16 protein-coding genes are annotated in these 16,506 nt (G+C 43.2%); 10 read left to right on the forward strand and 6 right to left on the reverse strand.

Features of this window, described 5'->3' with window-relative positions; translation table 11 throughout:
* Positions 1 to 18: 18 nt before the first annotated feature.
* Positions 19 to 1,155, reverse strand: coding sequence for a molecular chaperone DnaJ (dnaJ, locus tag FQ083_RS05130; RefSeq protein ID WP_149409079.1), 1,137 nt, complete (start codon positions 1,153 to 1,155; stop codon positions 19 to 21).
* Between the two features lie 484 nt (positions 1,156 to 1,639).
* On the opposite strand from dnaJ, the gene FQ083_RS05135 reads away from it, so the two are divergent.
* Positions 1,640 to 2,293, forward strand: coding sequence for a DUF2939 domain-containing protein (locus tag FQ083_RS05135; protein WP_262880846.1), 654 nt, complete (start codon positions 1,640 to 1,642; stop codon positions 2,291 to 2,293).
* 137 nt (positions 2,294 to 2,430) lie between these two features.
* On the opposite strand, the gene FQ083_RS05140 is transcribed toward FQ083_RS05135, so the two are convergent.
* Together FQ083_RS05140 and FQ083_RS05145 are read right to left on the reverse strand one after the other, a co-directional pair.
* The gene (locus FQ083_RS05140; protein ID WP_149409080.1) at positions 2,431 to 3,516 is read right to left on the reverse strand and encodes a thioredoxin fold domain-containing protein; all 1,086 of its coding nucleotides are present in this window, start codon (positions 3,514 to 3,516) and stop codon (positions 2,431 to 2,433) included.
* A gap of 325 nt (positions 3,517 to 3,841) precedes the next feature.
* Complete coding sequence (locus FQ083_RS05145; protein ID WP_149409081.1) at positions 3,842 to 4,546, reverse strand: pseudouridine synthase; 705 nt, start codon at positions 4,544 to 4,546, stop codon at positions 3,842 to 3,844.
* 198 nt (positions 4,547 to 4,744) lie between these two features.
* Between FQ083_RS05145 and FQ083_RS05150 the strand changes: the two genes are divergently transcribed.
* The 5 genes from FQ083_RS05150 (at position 4,745) to FQ083_RS05170 (ending at position 9,043) form a co-directional block, all read left to right on the forward strand.
* On the forward strand, positions 4,745 to 5,341 hold the full coding sequence (locus FQ083_RS05150) for a YigZ family protein (RefSeq protein ID WP_020442430.1): 597 nt from the start codon (positions 4,745 to 4,747) through the stop codon (positions 5,339 to 5,341).
* Positions 5,342 to 5,459: 118 nt separating this feature from the next.
* Positions 5,460 to 6,512, forward strand: a complete 1,053-nt coding sequence (locus FQ083_RS05155) for a YheT family hydrolase (RefSeq protein ID WP_149409082.1) — start codon at positions 5,460 to 5,462, stop codon at positions 6,510 to 6,512.
* A 52-nt stretch (positions 6,513 to 6,564) separates the two neighbouring features.
* The gene (locus FQ083_RS05160; RefSeq protein ID WP_020442427.1) at positions 6,565 to 7,107 is read left to right on the forward strand and encodes an acyl-CoA thioesterase; all 543 of its coding nucleotides are present in this window, start codon (positions 6,565 to 6,567) and stop codon (positions 7,105 to 7,107) included.
* A gap of 245 nt (positions 7,108 to 7,352) precedes the next feature.
* On the forward strand, positions 7,353 to 7,730 hold the full coding sequence (locus FQ083_RS05165; protein WP_149409083.1) for a DsrE family protein: 378 nt from the start codon (positions 7,353 to 7,355) through the stop codon (positions 7,728 to 7,730).
* Between the two features lie 269 nt (positions 7,731 to 7,999).
* Complete coding sequence (locus tag FQ083_RS05170; protein WP_149409084.1) at positions 8,000 to 9,043, forward strand: NAD(P)H-dependent flavin oxidoreductase; 1,044 nt, start codon at positions 8,000 to 8,002, stop codon at positions 9,041 to 9,043.
* Between the two features lie 240 nt (positions 9,044 to 9,283).
* Here FQ083_RS05170 and FQ083_RS05175 read toward each other — a convergent pair whose 3' ends face one another.
* Positions 9,284 to 10,231, reverse strand: a complete 948-nt coding sequence (locus FQ083_RS05175; protein ID WP_149409085.1) for an alpha/beta fold hydrolase — start codon at positions 10,229 to 10,231, stop codon at positions 9,284 to 9,286.
* A 338-nt stretch (positions 10,232 to 10,569) separates the two neighbouring features.
* On the opposite strand from FQ083_RS05175, the gene FQ083_RS05180 reads away from it, so the two are divergent.
* Entirely contained in the window at positions 10,570 to 12,075 is a 1,506-nt protein-coding gene (locus FQ083_RS05180) for an MATE family efflux transporter (protein WP_262880847.1), read from the forward strand.
* Positions 12,076 to 12,195: 120 nt separating this feature from the next.
* Here the strand turns inward: FQ083_RS05180 and FQ083_RS05185 are convergent, their stop codons facing one another.
* Positions 12,196 to 12,915, reverse strand: a complete 720-nt coding sequence (locus FQ083_RS05185; protein WP_149409087.1) for an aspartate/glutamate racemase family protein — start codon at positions 12,913 to 12,915, stop codon at positions 12,196 to 12,198.
* A 252-nt stretch (positions 12,916 to 13,167) separates the two neighbouring features.
* Between FQ083_RS05185 and FQ083_RS05190 the strand changes: the two genes are divergently transcribed.
* The 3 genes from FQ083_RS05190 (at position 13,168) to FQ083_RS05200 (ending at position 15,630) form a co-directional block, all read left to right on the forward strand.
* Complete coding sequence (locus tag FQ083_RS05190) at positions 13,168 to 13,422, forward strand: DUF2798 domain-containing protein (protein ID WP_149409088.1); 255 nt, start codon at positions 13,168 to 13,170, stop codon at positions 13,420 to 13,422.
* Between the two features lie 139 nt (positions 13,423 to 13,561).
* Positions 13,562 to 14,539, forward strand: coding sequence for a zinc-binding dehydrogenase (locus FQ083_RS05195; RefSeq protein WP_149409089.1), 978 nt, complete (start codon positions 13,562 to 13,564; stop codon positions 14,537 to 14,539).
* 86 nt (positions 14,540 to 14,625) lie between these two features.
* Positions 14,626 to 15,630 carry an oxidoreductase gene (locus tag FQ083_RS05200; protein WP_149409090.1) on the forward strand — a complete coding sequence of 335 codons (1,005 nt, stop codon included), beginning with the start codon at positions 14,626 to 14,628 and terminating at the stop codon, positions 15,628 to 15,630.
* A gap of 150 nt (positions 15,631 to 15,780) precedes the next feature.
* Here FQ083_RS05200 and FQ083_RS05205 read toward each other — a convergent pair whose 3' ends face one another.
* Complete coding sequence (locus tag FQ083_RS05205; RefSeq protein ID WP_188004067.1) at positions 15,781 to 16,356, reverse strand: ImmA/IrrE family metallo-endopeptidase; 576 nt, start codon at positions 16,354 to 16,356, stop codon at positions 15,781 to 15,783.
* Positions 16,357 to 16,506: the final 150 nt, after the last annotated feature.

A 16,506-nucleotide genomic window follows, 5' to 3' on the forward strand; every position in this document is an offset into this window, starting at 1 on the left:
TTCAAACACCAAATACTGTTAGTCAAACAAATCGCCAATCTTTTTAAAGAAAGATTTTTTATGTGGTGACTGCTGATGCTTACTATCACCATCCAGTGTATCTTGGAATTGACGTAGCAAATCTTTTTGCTCACGAGTCAGATTCACTGGTGTTTCGATGACCACACGGCAGATCAAATCACCTTTCATGGTCGTACGTACTGGTGTCACACCTCTACCACGGACACGTAATAATTTACCACTTTGTGTGCCTTCTGCAACCTTGATTTTGACTTTGCCATCTAAGGTTGGGATTTCAACTTCCTTACCGAGTGCTGCATCAGTGATACTAACTGGCACATCCATATACAAATCTGCACCTTGACGGGTAAAGACGTTGTGCTGTTTGACACGTACTTCAACGTATAAGTCGCCGTTTTGTACGCCAGCGCCGCCCGCTTCGCCTTCGCCTGCTAAACGGACGCGATCACCATCATCAACGCCTGCTGGAATAGAAACTTCTAGCGTGCGTGACTTGTCTTTGACGCCATTACCATGACAGTCAGAACAAGGGTTTTTAATTTGTTTACCAGTACCGCCACAATGTGGGCAGGCCTGTTGAACGGCAAAGAAGCCTTGTTGCATACGAACTTGACCTTGACCATGACAGGTTTGGCAAGTCACGATATCAGAGGCATTTTTTGCGCCTTTACCATCACAAGTATCGCAAGGCGCAGGAGCTGTAAAGCTGATTTCTTTTTTGCAGCCGCGTACCGCTTCTTCTAAAGTCAGCTCAATCACATAACGTAAGTCTGAGCCGCGACGCGAACGCCCACCGCCGCCACCACGTGACTGACCAAAGATATCACCAAAGTTGCCAAAGATATCACCAAAGATATCTTGGAAGTTCCCACTACCGCCACCGCCGAAACCACCACCGCCCATGCCGTTTTCAAAAGCAGCATGACCCATACGGTCATAGGCTGAGCGTTTTTCTTCGCTACTTAATACTTCATAGGCCATCGATGCTTCTTTAAATTTTTCTTCAGCATCTGGGTCTTCAGAGTTACGGTCTGGATGGTATTTCATGGCAAGCTTACGGTAGGCTCGCTTGATCTCTTTGTTATCAGCGGTCTTACTGACACCTAGTATTTCATAAAAATCGCGCTTACTCATGGGCTCTCCTATCGTCTTCACAGTCCACCGCTTGGTTGCTTTATCGTTCAATACTGCTCATCATCGCAAAAAATGTTTCACATGAAACATAGCGGAATACAGAGAACAGTGATGACAATCGTATAAATCTTACCAGCGAATACAGTGGGGTGCTGCTTAGTCAAATCAATTATTAAAAGTTTGCGCTATTTATGGAGATGACAGCACCATTTATCAAGTTGGCAGAAGTACAAAGTGTTAATTAGACTCTTTAGTTAATATTAAAAAGAATTCATTAAGGAATGAACAAAGGTTTTTATACCTACATAATGCTCAGCCATGCTAGTATTTATCGCCATATAGATAGCGGTAGTCGAGTCCGTTTAAAACATGAATACCACTAAAGATGATGCTCTTTTATTTTAAGCCAACTGTACTCGAACATTACTCTTTAAAGTCCTATTTATACTCATCGCCATTACGCTGGTATCAAGGTATCGATTTTATGAAAAAGCTGATTATTTTATTAATTGTCATTGCCGTTACTATCTATGCAGGCTCGCCTTATTACAGCGCTTATCAGCTTAAAAAAGCTTATGATGCCAAAGATGGTGCGACTATCGCGGCAGCTATCGACTATGAGCAAGTACGCCCAAGTATGCAAAACCAGCTCACTGAGCAATTTGCCGTGACCATGACAAAATACCCATTGGTCGCTGAACTTGGCGGCGAGCCACTAAAAGAGGCGGCTAATGGTTTTATTATGCAAGCAGTCGCTGGTGCCATCACGCCACAAAACATTGAAAAAGTCATCAATACCCAAGGTCAAGCCAATACGGCCACTAAAGAGCTGGCGGCAGCGTGGGCAATCGCTAGCAATCAAGTAGATTTAAAAAATCTCATTCGAAATCTGATTATTCATCGCGGTGATGTTAATGCTGTGGTCAAAAATCAGATGCAGCAAATCATGGAAAAACAAGCCGATGAGCTTGAACAGCAGGCAGCCCAAGGGACAGATAGTGACAAACCCCAATTAAGTTACTGCGGTATCAATTGCTTCACCATCAGTGGTCAGGTAAAAGGCTATCCTTTGACTATAGAGATGAAGCGTGAAGGAGTAATTAACTGGAAAATCGTCGATATCGTCTTGCCGCAATAGACTTGCTACCATCAACTGTTATATGAATAAAAACCCGCCCTATGAGCTATATTCATAGGGCGGGTTTTTATTTATTATTCAATATGATATCCATCATAACTATTATAGAAATATCACACTATAAAAATATCAACGACTTATTTTACTCCCAAGAATTCTAAAAACTCAGGACTCTCAAAGCTCGCTTGAAACAGTACACCATCTTCACGATAAATAGCAGGAGTTGCCATGACGGCTAAACCTGCCGCTTTTTCACGATTGCCTGCCACATCATCAGTTTTGCAAGATGCAGGCGCTGGTGTCATCTTGCCATGTAGCATCGCCTGATCAAGCGCTTTACGACGACTTTCCTCATTACCTTGGCACCAGATACCGCGCATTTGCTCAGGCGACGCTTCATAAATCGGATAACCAATGGTTTTTATCGTCACACCTTTGGCATTAAGCATCGGCATCTGCTTATGTAATCTGCGACAATAAGGGCAATTGACATCCGTTGCTACGTAAATCACCGCTTTTTCAGCACTGGTGGCAGGATAGGTAATTAGCTGCTTAGTATCCAATGTAGTTAGGACAGATTGATTTTTAAGCTTTTCAAAGCGGTTATCAAGCCCAGTAAACTGACCATTTTCGATGACTGATATCTCACCATCGGTGATGTACTGGGCGTCATCTGATAACAAGAACGGTACGCCCTCTAAAGTCGCACCCCAAATCACACCAGGTACTGCAGTGTAAAAGAACGGTGTTTTGTTACTCATGTTCTTAAGCGCGCCCATATTTGCCAATATGTCAGATTTGGCACTGGCACTGACAGGCTTACCAATTTGCGCGCTGGTGCTACGTGCTGGCGTTTTGGTCACTACCCGCTTGCTTGGATTCTTTTGCAGCTCGCCTTGAATGACATATTTACCATCTTCAGTAATATGTAGCGGCAATTGCTCAGCCAAATTGACTTGATACATATTGGGTAATTTAGAAGATACAATCGAGGTTATCTGCGTTTTGATACCTGCTTGAGTCAGCAATTGGCGCAAACGGCTATCAACAGATTTACTGACTGTACCAATAGCTTTCATATTCTGACCAGCTTGGGCACTGTGGTTAACCTTTTGGCTGACTGTTTTATTGGTCATATCGGCAGTGTTCGGCTGCGCGCAAGCAGTGGTTGCTAACAACATAACACCAATCAAACTTGCGGAGTTTAATACAGGGAGTTTCACAGAGACCGTCCTATCTGGTTTTTAATAATGATCGTTATTCACTCATGCCTATTTAATAAAAGAGCAGTAAATAACATTATGTAAAAATATAGATTAAAAAAGATAGGCTGACTGTAGCACAAGGAGGGGTTTTTCAAAGTATTAAAGACTTAATTTTGCAAAACTGCTACTGAGCTTTAAGAGATAGGCAACACAGGCAGCCACTAATACTAATTGACAGAAATAACTGAGTAGCAGAACGCAAAAAGCAGCACACTATTGAGTGGCTGCTGATTTTGGAGTAATTTTTCTAAAGCATGGTTGTATAACCTAATAGGCTATAACTCTAAAATTTTGCTACTTCTTCTGGTGTTAAGAAGCGACTGTCGCCTTTTTCTAACCCGTCTAAAGTAATATGACCGACACTAGCACGATGTAGCTCAACCACTCTATTACCGAAATAGCCCATCATACGTTTTACTTGATGGTATTTACCTTGCTCTAAGGTTAAACGCGCATGAGTTTCATCGATAAACTCGAGGGTCGCAGGCTTGGTTTCTTCGTGATCACCTTCTAAAAGGATGCCTTCAGCCACTTCCTTAGTAGCATTGGCTTGAGCGTCACTATCCATAGCATCTGCTAACGTCAACTCGTAGACTTTGGCATGTTCATGCTTTGGGCTAGTTACGCGATGTAGCCAGCCGCCATCATCACTGATGAGTAATGCGCCAGTCGTATCAACATCAAGACGCCCAGCAATACGTAAACTGCCAAGCTCTGGCACCGCAATAAGGTCAGTGACGATTGGGTATTCTTTAGCCTTTAGGGTACATTCAAAGCCTTCTGGTTTATGAAGCAAGATATAGCGATTGCCAGTGGCGACCGACAATGGCTCGCCTGCCCACTGTACATCGTCATTAACAATATCGACATGTACACCGGGATCTTTAATGACTTGCTCGTTTACTGTGACTTCACCAGCGTGCAGAATTTTTTTGGATTCTTTACGCGACAGCTCAGTGGCTTTACTCAGAAATTTATCTAGACGCATACGATTTGCCTACCATCCGTTTTGGGATACTCACTCTCAATCAAAGACCAACGATGCATACACATGCACGTCTGTTGTTGGCTATCTTCAATGGTCAGAAGTGGTACTATAATTAAAAATGAAATTTACACTGCGCCAAATACGGACAACAGTGAAAGTTAGACAAGTTTACCATATCCAACCTAAGCCTGATGAAATATGAGCTATCAAACGCTAAAACGTGCCGTCACTGCACGCTTAGAAATCAAAAAATCTGCCTTTATTACCTATGCTTATCCAGTGACCTCGCGTGAGCAGGCAATGTTTCATGTGGAACAACTACGTGAGCAATATGCTGATGCCCGTCATCACTGTTGGGCTTATATTATTGGCGATCCCAATAACACCACCAGTGCAGGGTTTGACGATGATGGCGAGCCCAATGGCACTGCGGGACGACCGATATTAAACGTCTTGCAACATAAATCTATCGGCAATGTCATTATTATCGTCGTCCGTTATTTTGGTGGTATCAAGCTCGGTGCTGGCGGTTTGACCCGTGCTTATGCAGGCTCAGCGCAAGCGGCAGTGGATGAGATGATACTAAGCCCCTATGTTCCTATGATCACAGTACAAATACTGGCAGAATTCGCCACCGAAGCCCAGTGCCGCTATGTCGTTGAGAGCTTAAACGGCAGCATAGATAATGTCGCCTATAGTAAGCAGGTTACCTTGACTGTGACGCTCGCTGAGGCAAATATCGAGCACTTAAAAGAACGTCTTGCGATGGATGGACGCGTATTAGATAAGTCTTAAAATTAAATGAGTAATCATGCGTTCACTGAAAACCATTGGTTTTGACGACGACCTTGGATATGATAAAGCACTGATTTTCAAAGACGATTTTTTAACGAACATAAAATAAGACTGAAATATGCCAACCTCAAAGTCGACAAAACCATTCGCACCTGCCCCTTTTAAACCGCCGTTTTGGCTCACCAATCCGCACTTGCAAAGTATTTTACCAAAGTTTTTTGCGCCAAAAACACCGAATTACCGACGCGTGATTAAACAAGATTCACTTTGCGAAACTGATATCGCTTATGACTTTTATGACGCCCATCCTGTCCAAGATTTAGAAAATGGCAAACTTGAACAAACACCATTAATCGTACTTTTTCATGGGATGGAAGGCAGCAGTGATAGTCATTATGCGCGTGCGTTAGCATATCAGATGCATGCGCAAGGCTGGCATTTTGTCGTCGCTCACTTTCGCAGTTGTGGTGGTATTCCCGCTAATGGCAAAGTGTTCTATAACGCTGGTGACACGGGCGAGGTGCATCATATGTTAGAGAACTTACGCGAGAATTACGCCCATATTTATGGGGTTGGCGTGTCACTTGGCGGTAATGCCTTGGCAAAGTATATGGGTGAATATGGTGATGAGGCGCTATGCGACGGCGCAGCGGTAATATCTGCGCCAGTTGACATGTCATCGGCTGCTATTACGATGCATAGCTTTTTGAGTCATCGTATCTATACCCCATATTTGCTCAACCCGATTATCAAAAAAGCCTTGGCAAATGAAATTACTGCAGACGAGATTATTTCTATCAAAGCGGTAAAACGCATTAGCGATTTTGATAATATCTTCACTGCGCCTAGGCATGGTTACCGCTCTAATAATGATTACTACCACTCATCCTCTGCCCTACCTCACTTAAGGAATGTCACACGCCCGCTGTTGCTTATTAGCGCCAAAGACGATCCTTTTATTGGCTTTACTGCCACGCCCAATGATGTCTCAGACAGTGTCACCATATTAGATACGGCACACGGGGGTCATATCGGCTATTTGCGTTATCGTACAAGCAATAGCAATGTAAAAACTCCAAGTAAAAAATCAAAGTTTGACATCAACTGGATACCTGAAACCGTGAGTGCCTACTTTAATCATATTGGCGTGCCATCTAATAAAACTAGATAAATTATAAAATAAAAAACATCATTTTTATCTTTAAATATTTTGAGACTGCTTTATGTATCCATTTATCCGTTACGCCAGCACCATCGCCCATGCCGCGCTGCAAGTGAAAAAAGGCAATACTTTGACGTTCAAAGAAACCAGTGAGATTACCTTTCGCTGCCGTCTGACAGATATTGATAATTTCCTAGAGATGAATAATGGTCGCGTGCTGACCCTTTATGATATGGGGCGTACCGACTTTGCAGTACGGAGCGGGCTTGGCACTCAACTGCTTAAGCAGCGTTGGGGCTTGGTCGTCGCTGGTAGTACCATCCAATATCGCAAACGCATTCGTGCTTTTGAAAAAGTCACCATGAAGACCAAAATCGTCGGCTTCGATGAGCGCTGGATATATATTGAGCAATCGATGTGGGTAAAGGGCAAGCCTTGCTCGTCGGCACTACTACGTACAGGCGTCACCAAAGGCGGTAAGGTCATCGAGACGGCACGAGTACTGGCAGCTTTAGACCAATCGGATTGGCAGCTACCGCCGAGCGGCTATGTGGCAGAATGGATTGTCAGTGATGCCGACCGTCCATGGCCGCCACAATCTTAGGTTTTGCTAGGCTTACCTCAAAATAAGGACTGATTATTTAACCATTTGCATCGCAGCGCTTCGTCAAAATCCGCTTGTCATGATCAATTTCTTCATAGACAGCTATTCACAATCAGTTAACCTTATAACTACTGTTTGCTAACAATACATTATATAAATAAATATAATCAATGTTAGGATAGTAGTGAGTTTTATACTCAACTGAATACTATCTAATTAGAAATAATCTAATAAAGGAAAATAATATGGTTAATAATACGGATTATGTCGGTACGCTGTTTGATAATAGTGAGTCAAACCCAAGCAAGATCACCTTAGCTTTTACTATGGCGGGTGTGGCACTTAAAAAAGGTCACTCTGCATCAATCATATTGATGGTGGACGCGGTACATTTGGCATTGCCAAACGCTTTAGATAATGTCGATATTGGCGATCCCTTTGAACCTGCTGGCGAATTACTAGAAGCCTTTATCGAAAAAGGCGGTCAAGTATTGGTTTGCGGCGCGTGTATGAAACATGGTGGCGTAGAAGAATCAGCCATTGATAAGCGCTTCACGGTCATCAGTGGCGATGATGTGGTTGAGCTGTTGATGAATACTAAGGGATCTTTGCAGTTGAATTAAGCGTTTAAGCTAAGTAATTAGTATATAAAAATGGGTCAGTTTTCTTAATTATCTTTTTGATAACTTAAGAGCTGACTTATTTTTTAGCGTCAAATTCTAGATTTCTGACCTTATTCCCATTTTGAATGATAAGTATTGGCAACAGTCTTATAGTTGAAATCCAACCTTCCTATTCAGCAACTAAATACACATTATCTAACACGCACGCCGTCCAGCTTTGCTAAAGTAAGTCATGCAAACCTCTTCATAAAATAAGAAGGAAACCAGTCATGACCTTACTGAATACTCTTGATTTGACCTACCCTATTATTCAAGCGCCAATGGCAGGAGCAACCACCCCTGAGCTGGCGGCGACGGTGAGTAAGTTTGGTGGATTAGGGTCATTGGGGGCTGGCATGACGGCGCCAGACGTTTTAAATAGTGAAATCAACACCATTAAATCGCTCACCGATTGTCCTTTTATGGTCAATCTGATGGTGTTATCAGAGCATGAATCTAGTGCTTTAAATAGCGAAATCCCTGCTTGGCTAAGTAATTACTATCAAGAGAAAAATATCGAATTTACTCTACCGAAGCACCCAGCGCTAAGCTTTGCAGAGCAGCTACAAGTGCTCTATGACAATCCCGTTCCTGTCGCCAGTTTTACCTTTGGCATTATCAGCGCTGAGCAGGTGCAGCGTTTGCAAGGTCTAGGCACACGGGTCGTCGGTACTGCCAATCATCCATTGGAAGCAAAAGCATGGGCAGATATTGGTGCAGATGCGGTATGCGTGCAAGGGGTCGAAGCGGGTGGGCATCGCGGTGGTTGGTTGCCGCAAAGTGAAAACGATCCATTGGGATTATTGACGCTAATAAGTCAAACGCGTGCCTGCACCGATATTCCTTTAATCGCGGCTGGTGGCCTTATGAACGGACAGGACATCAAAGCGGTTCAAACAGCTGGTGCCGAGCTGGCGCAAATCGGGACGGCATTTTTGACCACAGATAAATGCGCTATCAATGACACTTATAAGCAAGCGCTGCTCGATGCCAGTCAAGGTAGACGCAGCTCTGAGACGCGCTTAACCAGATTATTTTCAGGGAAACAGGCTCGTGGTTTATTAAATGATTATTTGCGTGATTTTGCTCAATTTGAGAGCGCGCATGAGCTACCACCTTATCCACAATTAAATGCGATGACCAAATTTTTGCGTGCCCATGCAACCAAAAACCGCGATGCCGAACATCAGTCTTTATGGGCAGGACAAGGCGTCGCTTTGGTCAGACAAGAGCGCACGGTTGAACTGCTAGAGCGACTGGTAAGAGAGAGTTAGTTTGATCGACGTAGGCTGATTTTTAACTCAGCCTACAATAGAGTAGATACAGTTTTAAAAGAATACAGTGCTACTGGGATTAATTATTCGCAGCCTCTGTCTGCGTAAGCACAGTAAGCAACAAAATTTGATACCAGTAGCACCTTATAATTTTTGTACTTATCTCATTGAAGACTAACTACAGCTCATATCTAATCAAACGTTGGATTATTTACGCCTTAAAATATCATATGTAAATGACTAGTTCTTTAACCCTTCACGAAACGCTTTATAATCATTTGCCGTATCTTTCACCGCTTCTATCATCGGTACATGACCGATTTTTGGCATCGTAATCACTTGTGATTGTGGGATGATTTCTTTTATTAGCGTCACGGTTTCAGGCTTGATGACCTTATCCTCCTCACCCCAAACGACTAGTGTTGGAATATTATATTCAGCGATAACCTTGGCACGCTGCTCAACATTGTCTTCAACTATTTGCGCGAGTATTTTGGATTCTAATGCTTTATTAGCGATACGCTCTTGCGCGAATACGGCTTTTACAGACTTAGGAATATAAGGCGGCTTAGACATAACAAAGTCATACATAGCATAAAAGTCTTCCTTCTTATCGACCAATAGTGGGTTGTTCTCAAGAGTTGCACTTTCTAAGGATTTCGGCACACCCACTGACCAAAAGCCCGCACTATCTATCAGCCACAGACTTTTGACTTCTTTAGGATACTTCGCAGCATAAGCCACACTGATAGCGCCGCCCATTGAGTTGCCACCGACATGAATGTTAGATGCCAAGCCTTTAGCTTGCAGTAGCTCGTGTAAGCGCGTCGCTTGCGCCTCCGAGCGATAGTCAGCCGCCATCGGTTTACTAGAGTCACCAAAGCCGAGCAAATCAGGAATGATCAGATTATAGTTCTCTAACTGCCGAGCGATACGGGTAAAGTTGTCTTTATTACCGCCAAAGCCATGAATCAATAATAAAGGCTCGCCCGCGACATTACCGTTTTCTGCATAGACTATTTTATCGCCAGAGCTTAACGTAAATGACTGAGTCGTAAGGTCTGATTTTGAGCGTTCATACTGAATAATCTTTTGGGTGGTATTTATCGCCAAGGTATTGGGCGCGGTGGTACAGCCAACTATTGAAAGACTTAGTAGAGCAGCAAAACCTAGGCGTTTTAATAGCATCGAAATATCCTTTTTGAAAACTAGAAAAATGAAGTAAGAAGTAAGAAGTAAGAAGTAAGAAGCATCATCCTAGCACACGAGTATTTTAAGTTTAAGCATTCATAATAACTACCTTCCCCTATAAATTGCTCGACAATCGCCTAAAAAAATGACAGGCAAATAATCATAGCGTTTGCTGAGGGGTTACAGCTCTAATAAAGACCGTAGACGCTTTCTGGTTTATGATAAGCGCTTTTGTTTAGTTGGCCCTGCATATTGCAAAAGGATAAACATTGAGTAAAACAGATACCTCCATTGGTAAACGGCGTGACCTCACCCAAGGCTCAATCCCTAAAACCATGCTCTTATTTGCATTACCAACCCTTGGGTCATCTGCGTTACAGTCATTAAACGGCTCGATCAATGCTGTCTGGGTAGGTCGATTTTTGGGTGAGGAAGCGTTAGCAGCCACAGCCAACGGCAATATCTTGATGTTTATATTGATCTCCTTCGTGTTTGGTTTCGGTATGGCGTCTACTATTTTGATTGGTCAGGCAATGGGCAGCCGTGACAACGCTATGGTTAAGAAAACCATGGGAACGGCGCTGGGCAGTATTATTCCGATAAGCGTAATAGTGTCGGCAGTAGGGTGGATATTTGCGCCGATGCTGCTTGAGCTGCTTGGTACGCCGGCAAGTGCTGTCGATCTTGCCCTAACCTATCTGCGCATGATTTTTATTGCGATGCCCGTCACACTTACGTTTACGCTGATAATGATGGCACTGCGCGGGACGGGCGATTCGACGACGCCGCTTTGGTTTATCATTATATCGGTCGTTATTGACCTTATTTTGACGCCGACGCTGATTTTGGGTCTAGGACCATTTCCCGAGTGGGGCATATTTGGCTCGGCTTTCGCAACAGCTGTCGCAAATACGCTAGCGCTCATTGGCATGTTAGTCACTATGTATCTGCGTGGCTCTGTGCTGACGCTTAAGTTGCCGGAGCTTCGCTTTTTGCGCGCAGACCGAGACATCCTGAAGTCGATGTTTTCTAAGGGGTTACCGATGGGTCTACAGATGATCGTCATCTCTTCGGCAGCATTGACAATGTTATCGCTGATTAATCGCGAAGGTGTACAGACCACAGCCGCTTACAGCGCAACCCAGCAGCTTTGGACCTACGTGCAGATGCCAGCAATGGCGCTAAGTGCTGCGGCCAGTGCGATGGTTGCACAGAACATCGGTGCCAATCAATGGCACAGAATCGCAGGGATCACACGCTGGGGACTGATTTTTAACCTGGCATTGACCGGTTTTATTATTGTGCTACTGACCATTTTTGATGAGACCATTCTGGGCTTTTTCCTTGGCAGTGACAGTGAAGCGGTGCCGATTGGGCGTCATATTCAGCTAATGGCGACATGGGGTTTTATCTTTTTTGGGATAGCACAGGTTTTGTTTGGCACTATGCGTGCAAACGGTTATGTGATTTGGCCGCTGATTGTCATGGTCATTTCGATGTATCCAGTGCGTCTTGGATTTGCTTTCGGGCTTTATCCTCTACTTGGAACCGATGCCCTTTGGCTATCCTTTCCAGCAGGCATGGTGGCAACCGCCGTGATGGGAGCAGGACTATATTTGTACGGCGGATGGCGCAAAGGCAAACACTTGCCCGCAGAGGAAGCTGCGCAAAGGTCTGAGGAGTTTCGCGCGCATACAGGCACCAGTGCGTCGTTTCGAGATCTTTTACCGACGACTGTATGGAAGCTGTCACCTTTGCGCCGTATCACAAGGTTGCATCGACGACTTCATAGAAGACTTCATCTTTATAGACTCCGTGTGATAAAAAAGAATAAACGATAATGGCGTTATGCATATATCTATTTATAACGCCTAGTCGGGCGGCTTTTACTCATTAGCATGGGCGAGTAAATTGTTCATCATACTTGCCTACCACTGCAAATACCGAAACTGGTTTTACCTTTAACTGAAATTTTCATTACCTAATAAAAACTGCACCGCTGCGGCTGCATGAATAGCGGTGGTATCAAACACGGGGATTGGACTGTCTGCTTGGCTAATTAACAGTCCAATTTCGGTACAGCCTAATATCACGCCCTCAGCGCCTTGTGCTGCTAACTCATTAATCACTTGCGTATAATATTGCCGTGAGCTGGCAAGCAATTGTCCTTGGCACAGCTCATCATAGATGATGCGATGGACTTCGACACGCGCATCGGTATCTGGTATCAGCACCTGCAAGCTGGCATCAATCAGACGCTGTTTATAAAAGTCCTCAGTCATGGTGAATTGTGTACCGAGTAAGGCAATCTTGGTTAAACCTTGCTGCTTAATCGCGTCTGCGGTCGCATCAGCAATATGTATCAGTGGCAAATTCGTCGCCGCTTGTACCTGCTCTGCTACTTTATGCATGGTATTGGTCGCAATTAATAAACCTTGGGCACCAGCCGCTTGTAAGCGCTTACCACTGTTTACCATGATATCACCCAACTCTTCCCACTTGCCTTGGGCTTGTAACTCGCCAATTGGCGCAAAGTCGACACTATGAATCAATAAGTCTGCTGAATGTAAGTTGCCAAGCTTAGCCTTGATACCTTCATTAATCAGCCGATAATAGCTTTGGGTACTCTCCCAACTCATTCCGCCGATGATACCCAAGGTTCGCTGCTTTTGAACGGTCATACTATTACTCTTTATATGTATTTCAATCTTACTTATCGTAGCAAAAGTTCAGCTTCAATTTGCCAATATTTAGAATATTCTCATTATTAGAAAAGAAATAACGATCATTAAAATGTAACGAACGTCACTATTAATAACAACGATTTTATCCACTCACCAGCATACGCTATGATAGTCAATAACGACGCCTCATAATGCTATTCATCATCGTTCATTGAGCCTCACTATTATCATGTAGGAAAATTCAACATTATGGCAAACTTCCCTATGATCAGAATACGCGCGCGGCGCAAGTACTACCGTCTTATCTTTACTGGTCTGATGGCGCTGATGATGTCACTTATTATCTCATCCGCTCTATTACTGGTTAAAGTAGGGTTCGTCGATGGCTTCTTTATGGAATTAATGCACTCGTGGGTACTGGCCTTTGTCTTTGCGTGGCCGAGCGCCTATATCTGTGCGTATCTGGTACAAGAGCACGTGCTTAGTCGGATTGAGTTTTATTGAGTCATACGACGATAAGTACATAACAACGTTCCTTAACCAAACAAGTACTGATAACTGGTAAGCAGAGTTGTTACTGTTGATGGTTGCAAATCAACTCACTTCTTAGACAAATATCTAAAAACTAAAAAAAGGATTTATCATGCGTAGCGCAACTTATGATCATTTTGGCAAACCCACTGAAGTACTCAGCATCGGCGACCGCCCTACTCCAGAGCCTAAAGCCAATGAAGTCCGAGTCAAAACGATACTCGCTTCTATCCACAACCATGACCTACTAACCATTCGCGGTCAATATGGCTTTAAACCTGAAATGCCTGCCATCGGTGGTAGTGAAGCGGTCGGTATCATCGATGCAGTAGGCAGCGATGTTAAGAATCTGAAAGTCGGTCAGCGTGTCGCAGCCGCCAGTGTACAAGCGACGTGGGCAGAGTATTTCGTCGCTGTGGAAGATATGGTATTCCCGATGCCCGACAGCTTAGATGACGAAATGGCAGCACAATTGATTGCAATGCCACTGAGCGCGCTGATGCTGATCGAGTTCTTAGAACTAAAAAGCGGTCAGTGGGTTATCCATAATGCTGCCAATGGCGCGGTCGGCAAATCGCTCGCCATGCTAGCTGCCGCGCGTGGTATTAACACCATTAATGTCGTTAGAAGTGGCGATGCTATCAAGGAATTAGAAGCACTGGGTATCAAGCATGATATCAATACCTCAGATGACGACTGGAAAGATCAAGTAAAAGCCATTCTTGGTGATGAGAAAATCAGTGCTGCGGTTGATTCTATCGGTGGTGAGTCTAGTAATGATCTGCTGGCGTTACTGGGTCATGGTGGCACATTAGCATCGTTTGGCATCATGTCAGGCAAACCAATGGTGCTAAATCCAACCCACATTATTTTTAAACAAGCGACGATTAAAGGCTTTTGGGGCAGTAAAATCAGTCAAGAAATGAGCGTTGAGAATAAGCAACGCTTGGTTGATGAGCTGATCGAGCGTGCTAACAATGGCAACTTAAAACTGCCTGTTGAAGCGACCTTTGATTTGGCTGATATCTTAAAAGCAGTTGACGGGAAAATGCAGTCAGAAAAAAACGGTAAGGTACTGTTAAAACCTTAAGATTCATTTTATATCTTAAGGTTTCGAGCATTTTTCTCTACTCGCAAATGGATATTTATATAAAAAATCCAATTAGGAATAGCCTTATGTCTAAACAAACAACGTTTAAAGCTTTGGTCGTCGAAGAACATGCTGACGGCACTTTTAGTAAAAGTATTCAAGAACGCAGCGTCAGTGATTTACCTGAAAACGATCTATTAATCGAAGTGCATTACTCATCACTAAACTTCAAAGATGCCATGTCGGCATCAGGTAATAAAAGAATAACCAAGCACTATCCACACACCCCTGGTATTGATGCGGCAGGCGTAGTGATCAGTGATAAATCAGGCACGTTTACCGCAGGTCAAGAAGTCGTCGTCTTTGGCTATGATTTGGGCATGGATACCGATGGTGGTCTCAGTCAGATGATATCTATACCCGCCGATTGGGCGGTCGAATGCCCATCTTCTTTGACATTAAAAGAAGCGATGATATATGGTACTGGCGGCTTAACGGCTGCATTAAGTATCCAAAAGCTAGAAAAAATGGGTGCAAAACCCAGTGATGGTCCAGTCGCGGTCACGGGCGCAACGGGCGGTGTTGGCAGCATCAGTATCGCGATTTTAAGTCAGCTAGGCTATGAGGTGATTGCCTTTTCAGGTAAGCCTGAGCAAAGTGACTATCTAAAAGAGCTTGGTGCAAGTGAAGTCCGTCATCGCGATACCATTAACGAGGTCGGAGATAAACCTGCCGGTCGTGAACTGTGGGCAAACGCTATTGATACGATTGGCGGTGATTATTTGGCCAACCTACTTAAGCAAACCAAAGCGGGCGGCGCGGTCACCTCTTGTGGTTTGGCGAGCGGCGCTGAGTTTTCGATGTCAGTGATACCTTTTATCACCCGTGCGGTGTCATTATTAGGTATCGATTCGGTCTATATTCCACTGGCTGATAAAAAAGCGATTTGGCAGCGTGTCTCCACCGATATGAAACTGCCTAATTTAGAGAATTATTGCGAAGAGATTACGCTTGAGCAAACGCCGGAATACTTAGATCGCTTTATGGCGAGTCAAACGGTTGGGCGTTATGTGGTGAATGTTCGGGGTTAGGGTTAGCGTTATAAATAAAAGGCAGCATCCTAAAAGAAATGCTGCTTTTTTTTGGTTTTAGGAAATTAAATCTGCGTTCATTTGCGTTCATTTGCGTTCGCAAAATACTTTAGAACACTGTCATAGTAAATCTATTCAACGCGATACAATCTAAAATTCTTCAATTATATTTCTGGCAATATCTATGGCTTTTTTCGTATTACGTTTATCAGTAAGCAAACCAAGTTCATTGATTCTATATTTGATTGATGTTTTACTGACTCCAAAATGATTAGACAAATGATTAATCGTTTTAATAAAATCATGCTGGTTTATAGTTTGATCATCCAAGTAAATATGATCAAAGCTTCTAATTCCTAGATTTTTTCGATATGTTATAAATTCATATATGAACAATGGTTTGGGTAAGAATAAAGCAACTGAGAATTGGTTAGCTTGCCACTCAATCCATTGTTTTTCATTAACTAATAAGTGTTTATCAGCGAAAGCATTGTAATGTGAGTCTTGAAAACGCTGATAATGTTCTTGGTTAATTTTCAGTTTAGAATGAAGAAATATATGCCCTAACTCATGACCTAGAACAAAGAAAAATCTATTCGTATTTACGATAGATTTATCAATACTTATTACTCTGTTCTTAACATCGCAACAACCAAATAAATTAGTTCCATCGCTTGATATTATTCGGTTATTAAGATCGAAATTGATATTATATTTTTGTCTCAAATAATCTAAAAAACTAGAAGCCTCTATCGGTGTTCTTGTTTTCCTATAATTACTTATAACTTCAGATGCAATAAACGCAATATCTTCTATAGAAAGCTGTTCTAATCCTAAAACTTTATTAACACCTAGAGTATCTCGGATAAAGTTAAA

The organism is Psychrobacter sp. ANT_H59 (assembly GCF_008369225.1).
GTDB classification, from domain to species: domain Bacteria; phylum Pseudomonadota; class Gammaproteobacteria; order Pseudomonadales; family Moraxellaceae; genus Psychrobacter; species Psychrobacter cryohalolentis.

What these genes read in the sequence shown, in the direction of transcription:
- FQ083_RS05200 (WP_149409090.1), top strand. Translation starts at nt 14,626, where the DNA reads ATGTCTAAACAAACAACGTTTAAAGCTTTGGTCGTCGAAGAACATGCT.
- FQ083_RS05175 (WP_149409085.1), bottom strand. Translation starts at nt 10,231, where the DNA reads ATGCTATTAAAACGCCTAGGTTTTGCTGCTCTACTAAGTCTTTCAATA.
- FQ083_RS05145 (WP_149409081.1), bottom strand. Translation starts at nt 4,546, where the DNA reads ATGCGTCTAGATAAATTTCTGAGTAAAGCCACTGAGCTGTCGCGTAAA.
- FQ083_RS05180 (WP_262880847.1), top strand. Translation starts at nt 10,570, where the DNA reads ATGCTCTTATTTGCATTACCAACCCTTGGGTCATCTGCGTTACAGTCA.
- FQ083_RS05195 (WP_149409089.1), top strand. Translation starts at nt 13,562, where the DNA reads ATGCGTAGCGCAACTTATGATCATTTTGGCAAACCCACTGAAGTACTC.
- dnaJ (WP_149409079.1), bottom strand. Translation starts at nt 1,155, where the DNA reads ATGAGTAAGCGCGATTTTTATGAAATACTAGGTGTCAGTAAGACCGCT.
- FQ083_RS05190 (WP_149409088.1), top strand. Translation starts at nt 13,168, where the DNA reads ATGGCAAACTTCCCTATGATCAGAATACGCGCGCGGCGCAAGTACTAC.
- FQ083_RS05185 (WP_149409087.1), bottom strand. Translation starts at nt 12,915, where the DNA reads ATGACCGTTCAAAAGCAGCGAACCTTGGGTATCATCGGCGGAATGAGT.
- FQ083_RS05165 (WP_149409083.1), top strand. Translation starts at nt 7,353, where the DNA reads ATGGTTAATAATACGGATTATGTCGGTACGCTGTTTGATAATAGTGAG.
- FQ083_RS05135 (WP_262880846.1), top strand. Translation starts at nt 1,640, where the DNA reads ATGAAAAAGCTGATTATTTTATTAATTGTCATTGCCGTTACTATCTAT.
- FQ083_RS05150 (WP_020442430.1), top strand. Translation starts at nt 4,745, where the DNA reads ATGAGCTATCAAACGCTAAAACGTGCCGTCACTGCACGCTTAGAAATC.
- FQ083_RS05170 (WP_149409084.1), top strand. Translation starts at nt 8,000, where the DNA reads ATGACCTTACTGAATACTCTTGATTTGACCTACCCTATTATTCAAGCG.
- FQ083_RS05155 (WP_149409082.1), top strand. Translation starts at nt 5,460, where the DNA reads ATGCCAACCTCAAAGTCGACAAAACCATTCGCACCTGCCCCTTTTAAA.
- FQ083_RS05160 (WP_020442427.1), top strand. Translation starts at nt 6,565, where the DNA reads ATGTATCCATTTATCCGTTACGCCAGCACCATCGCCCATGCCGCGCTG.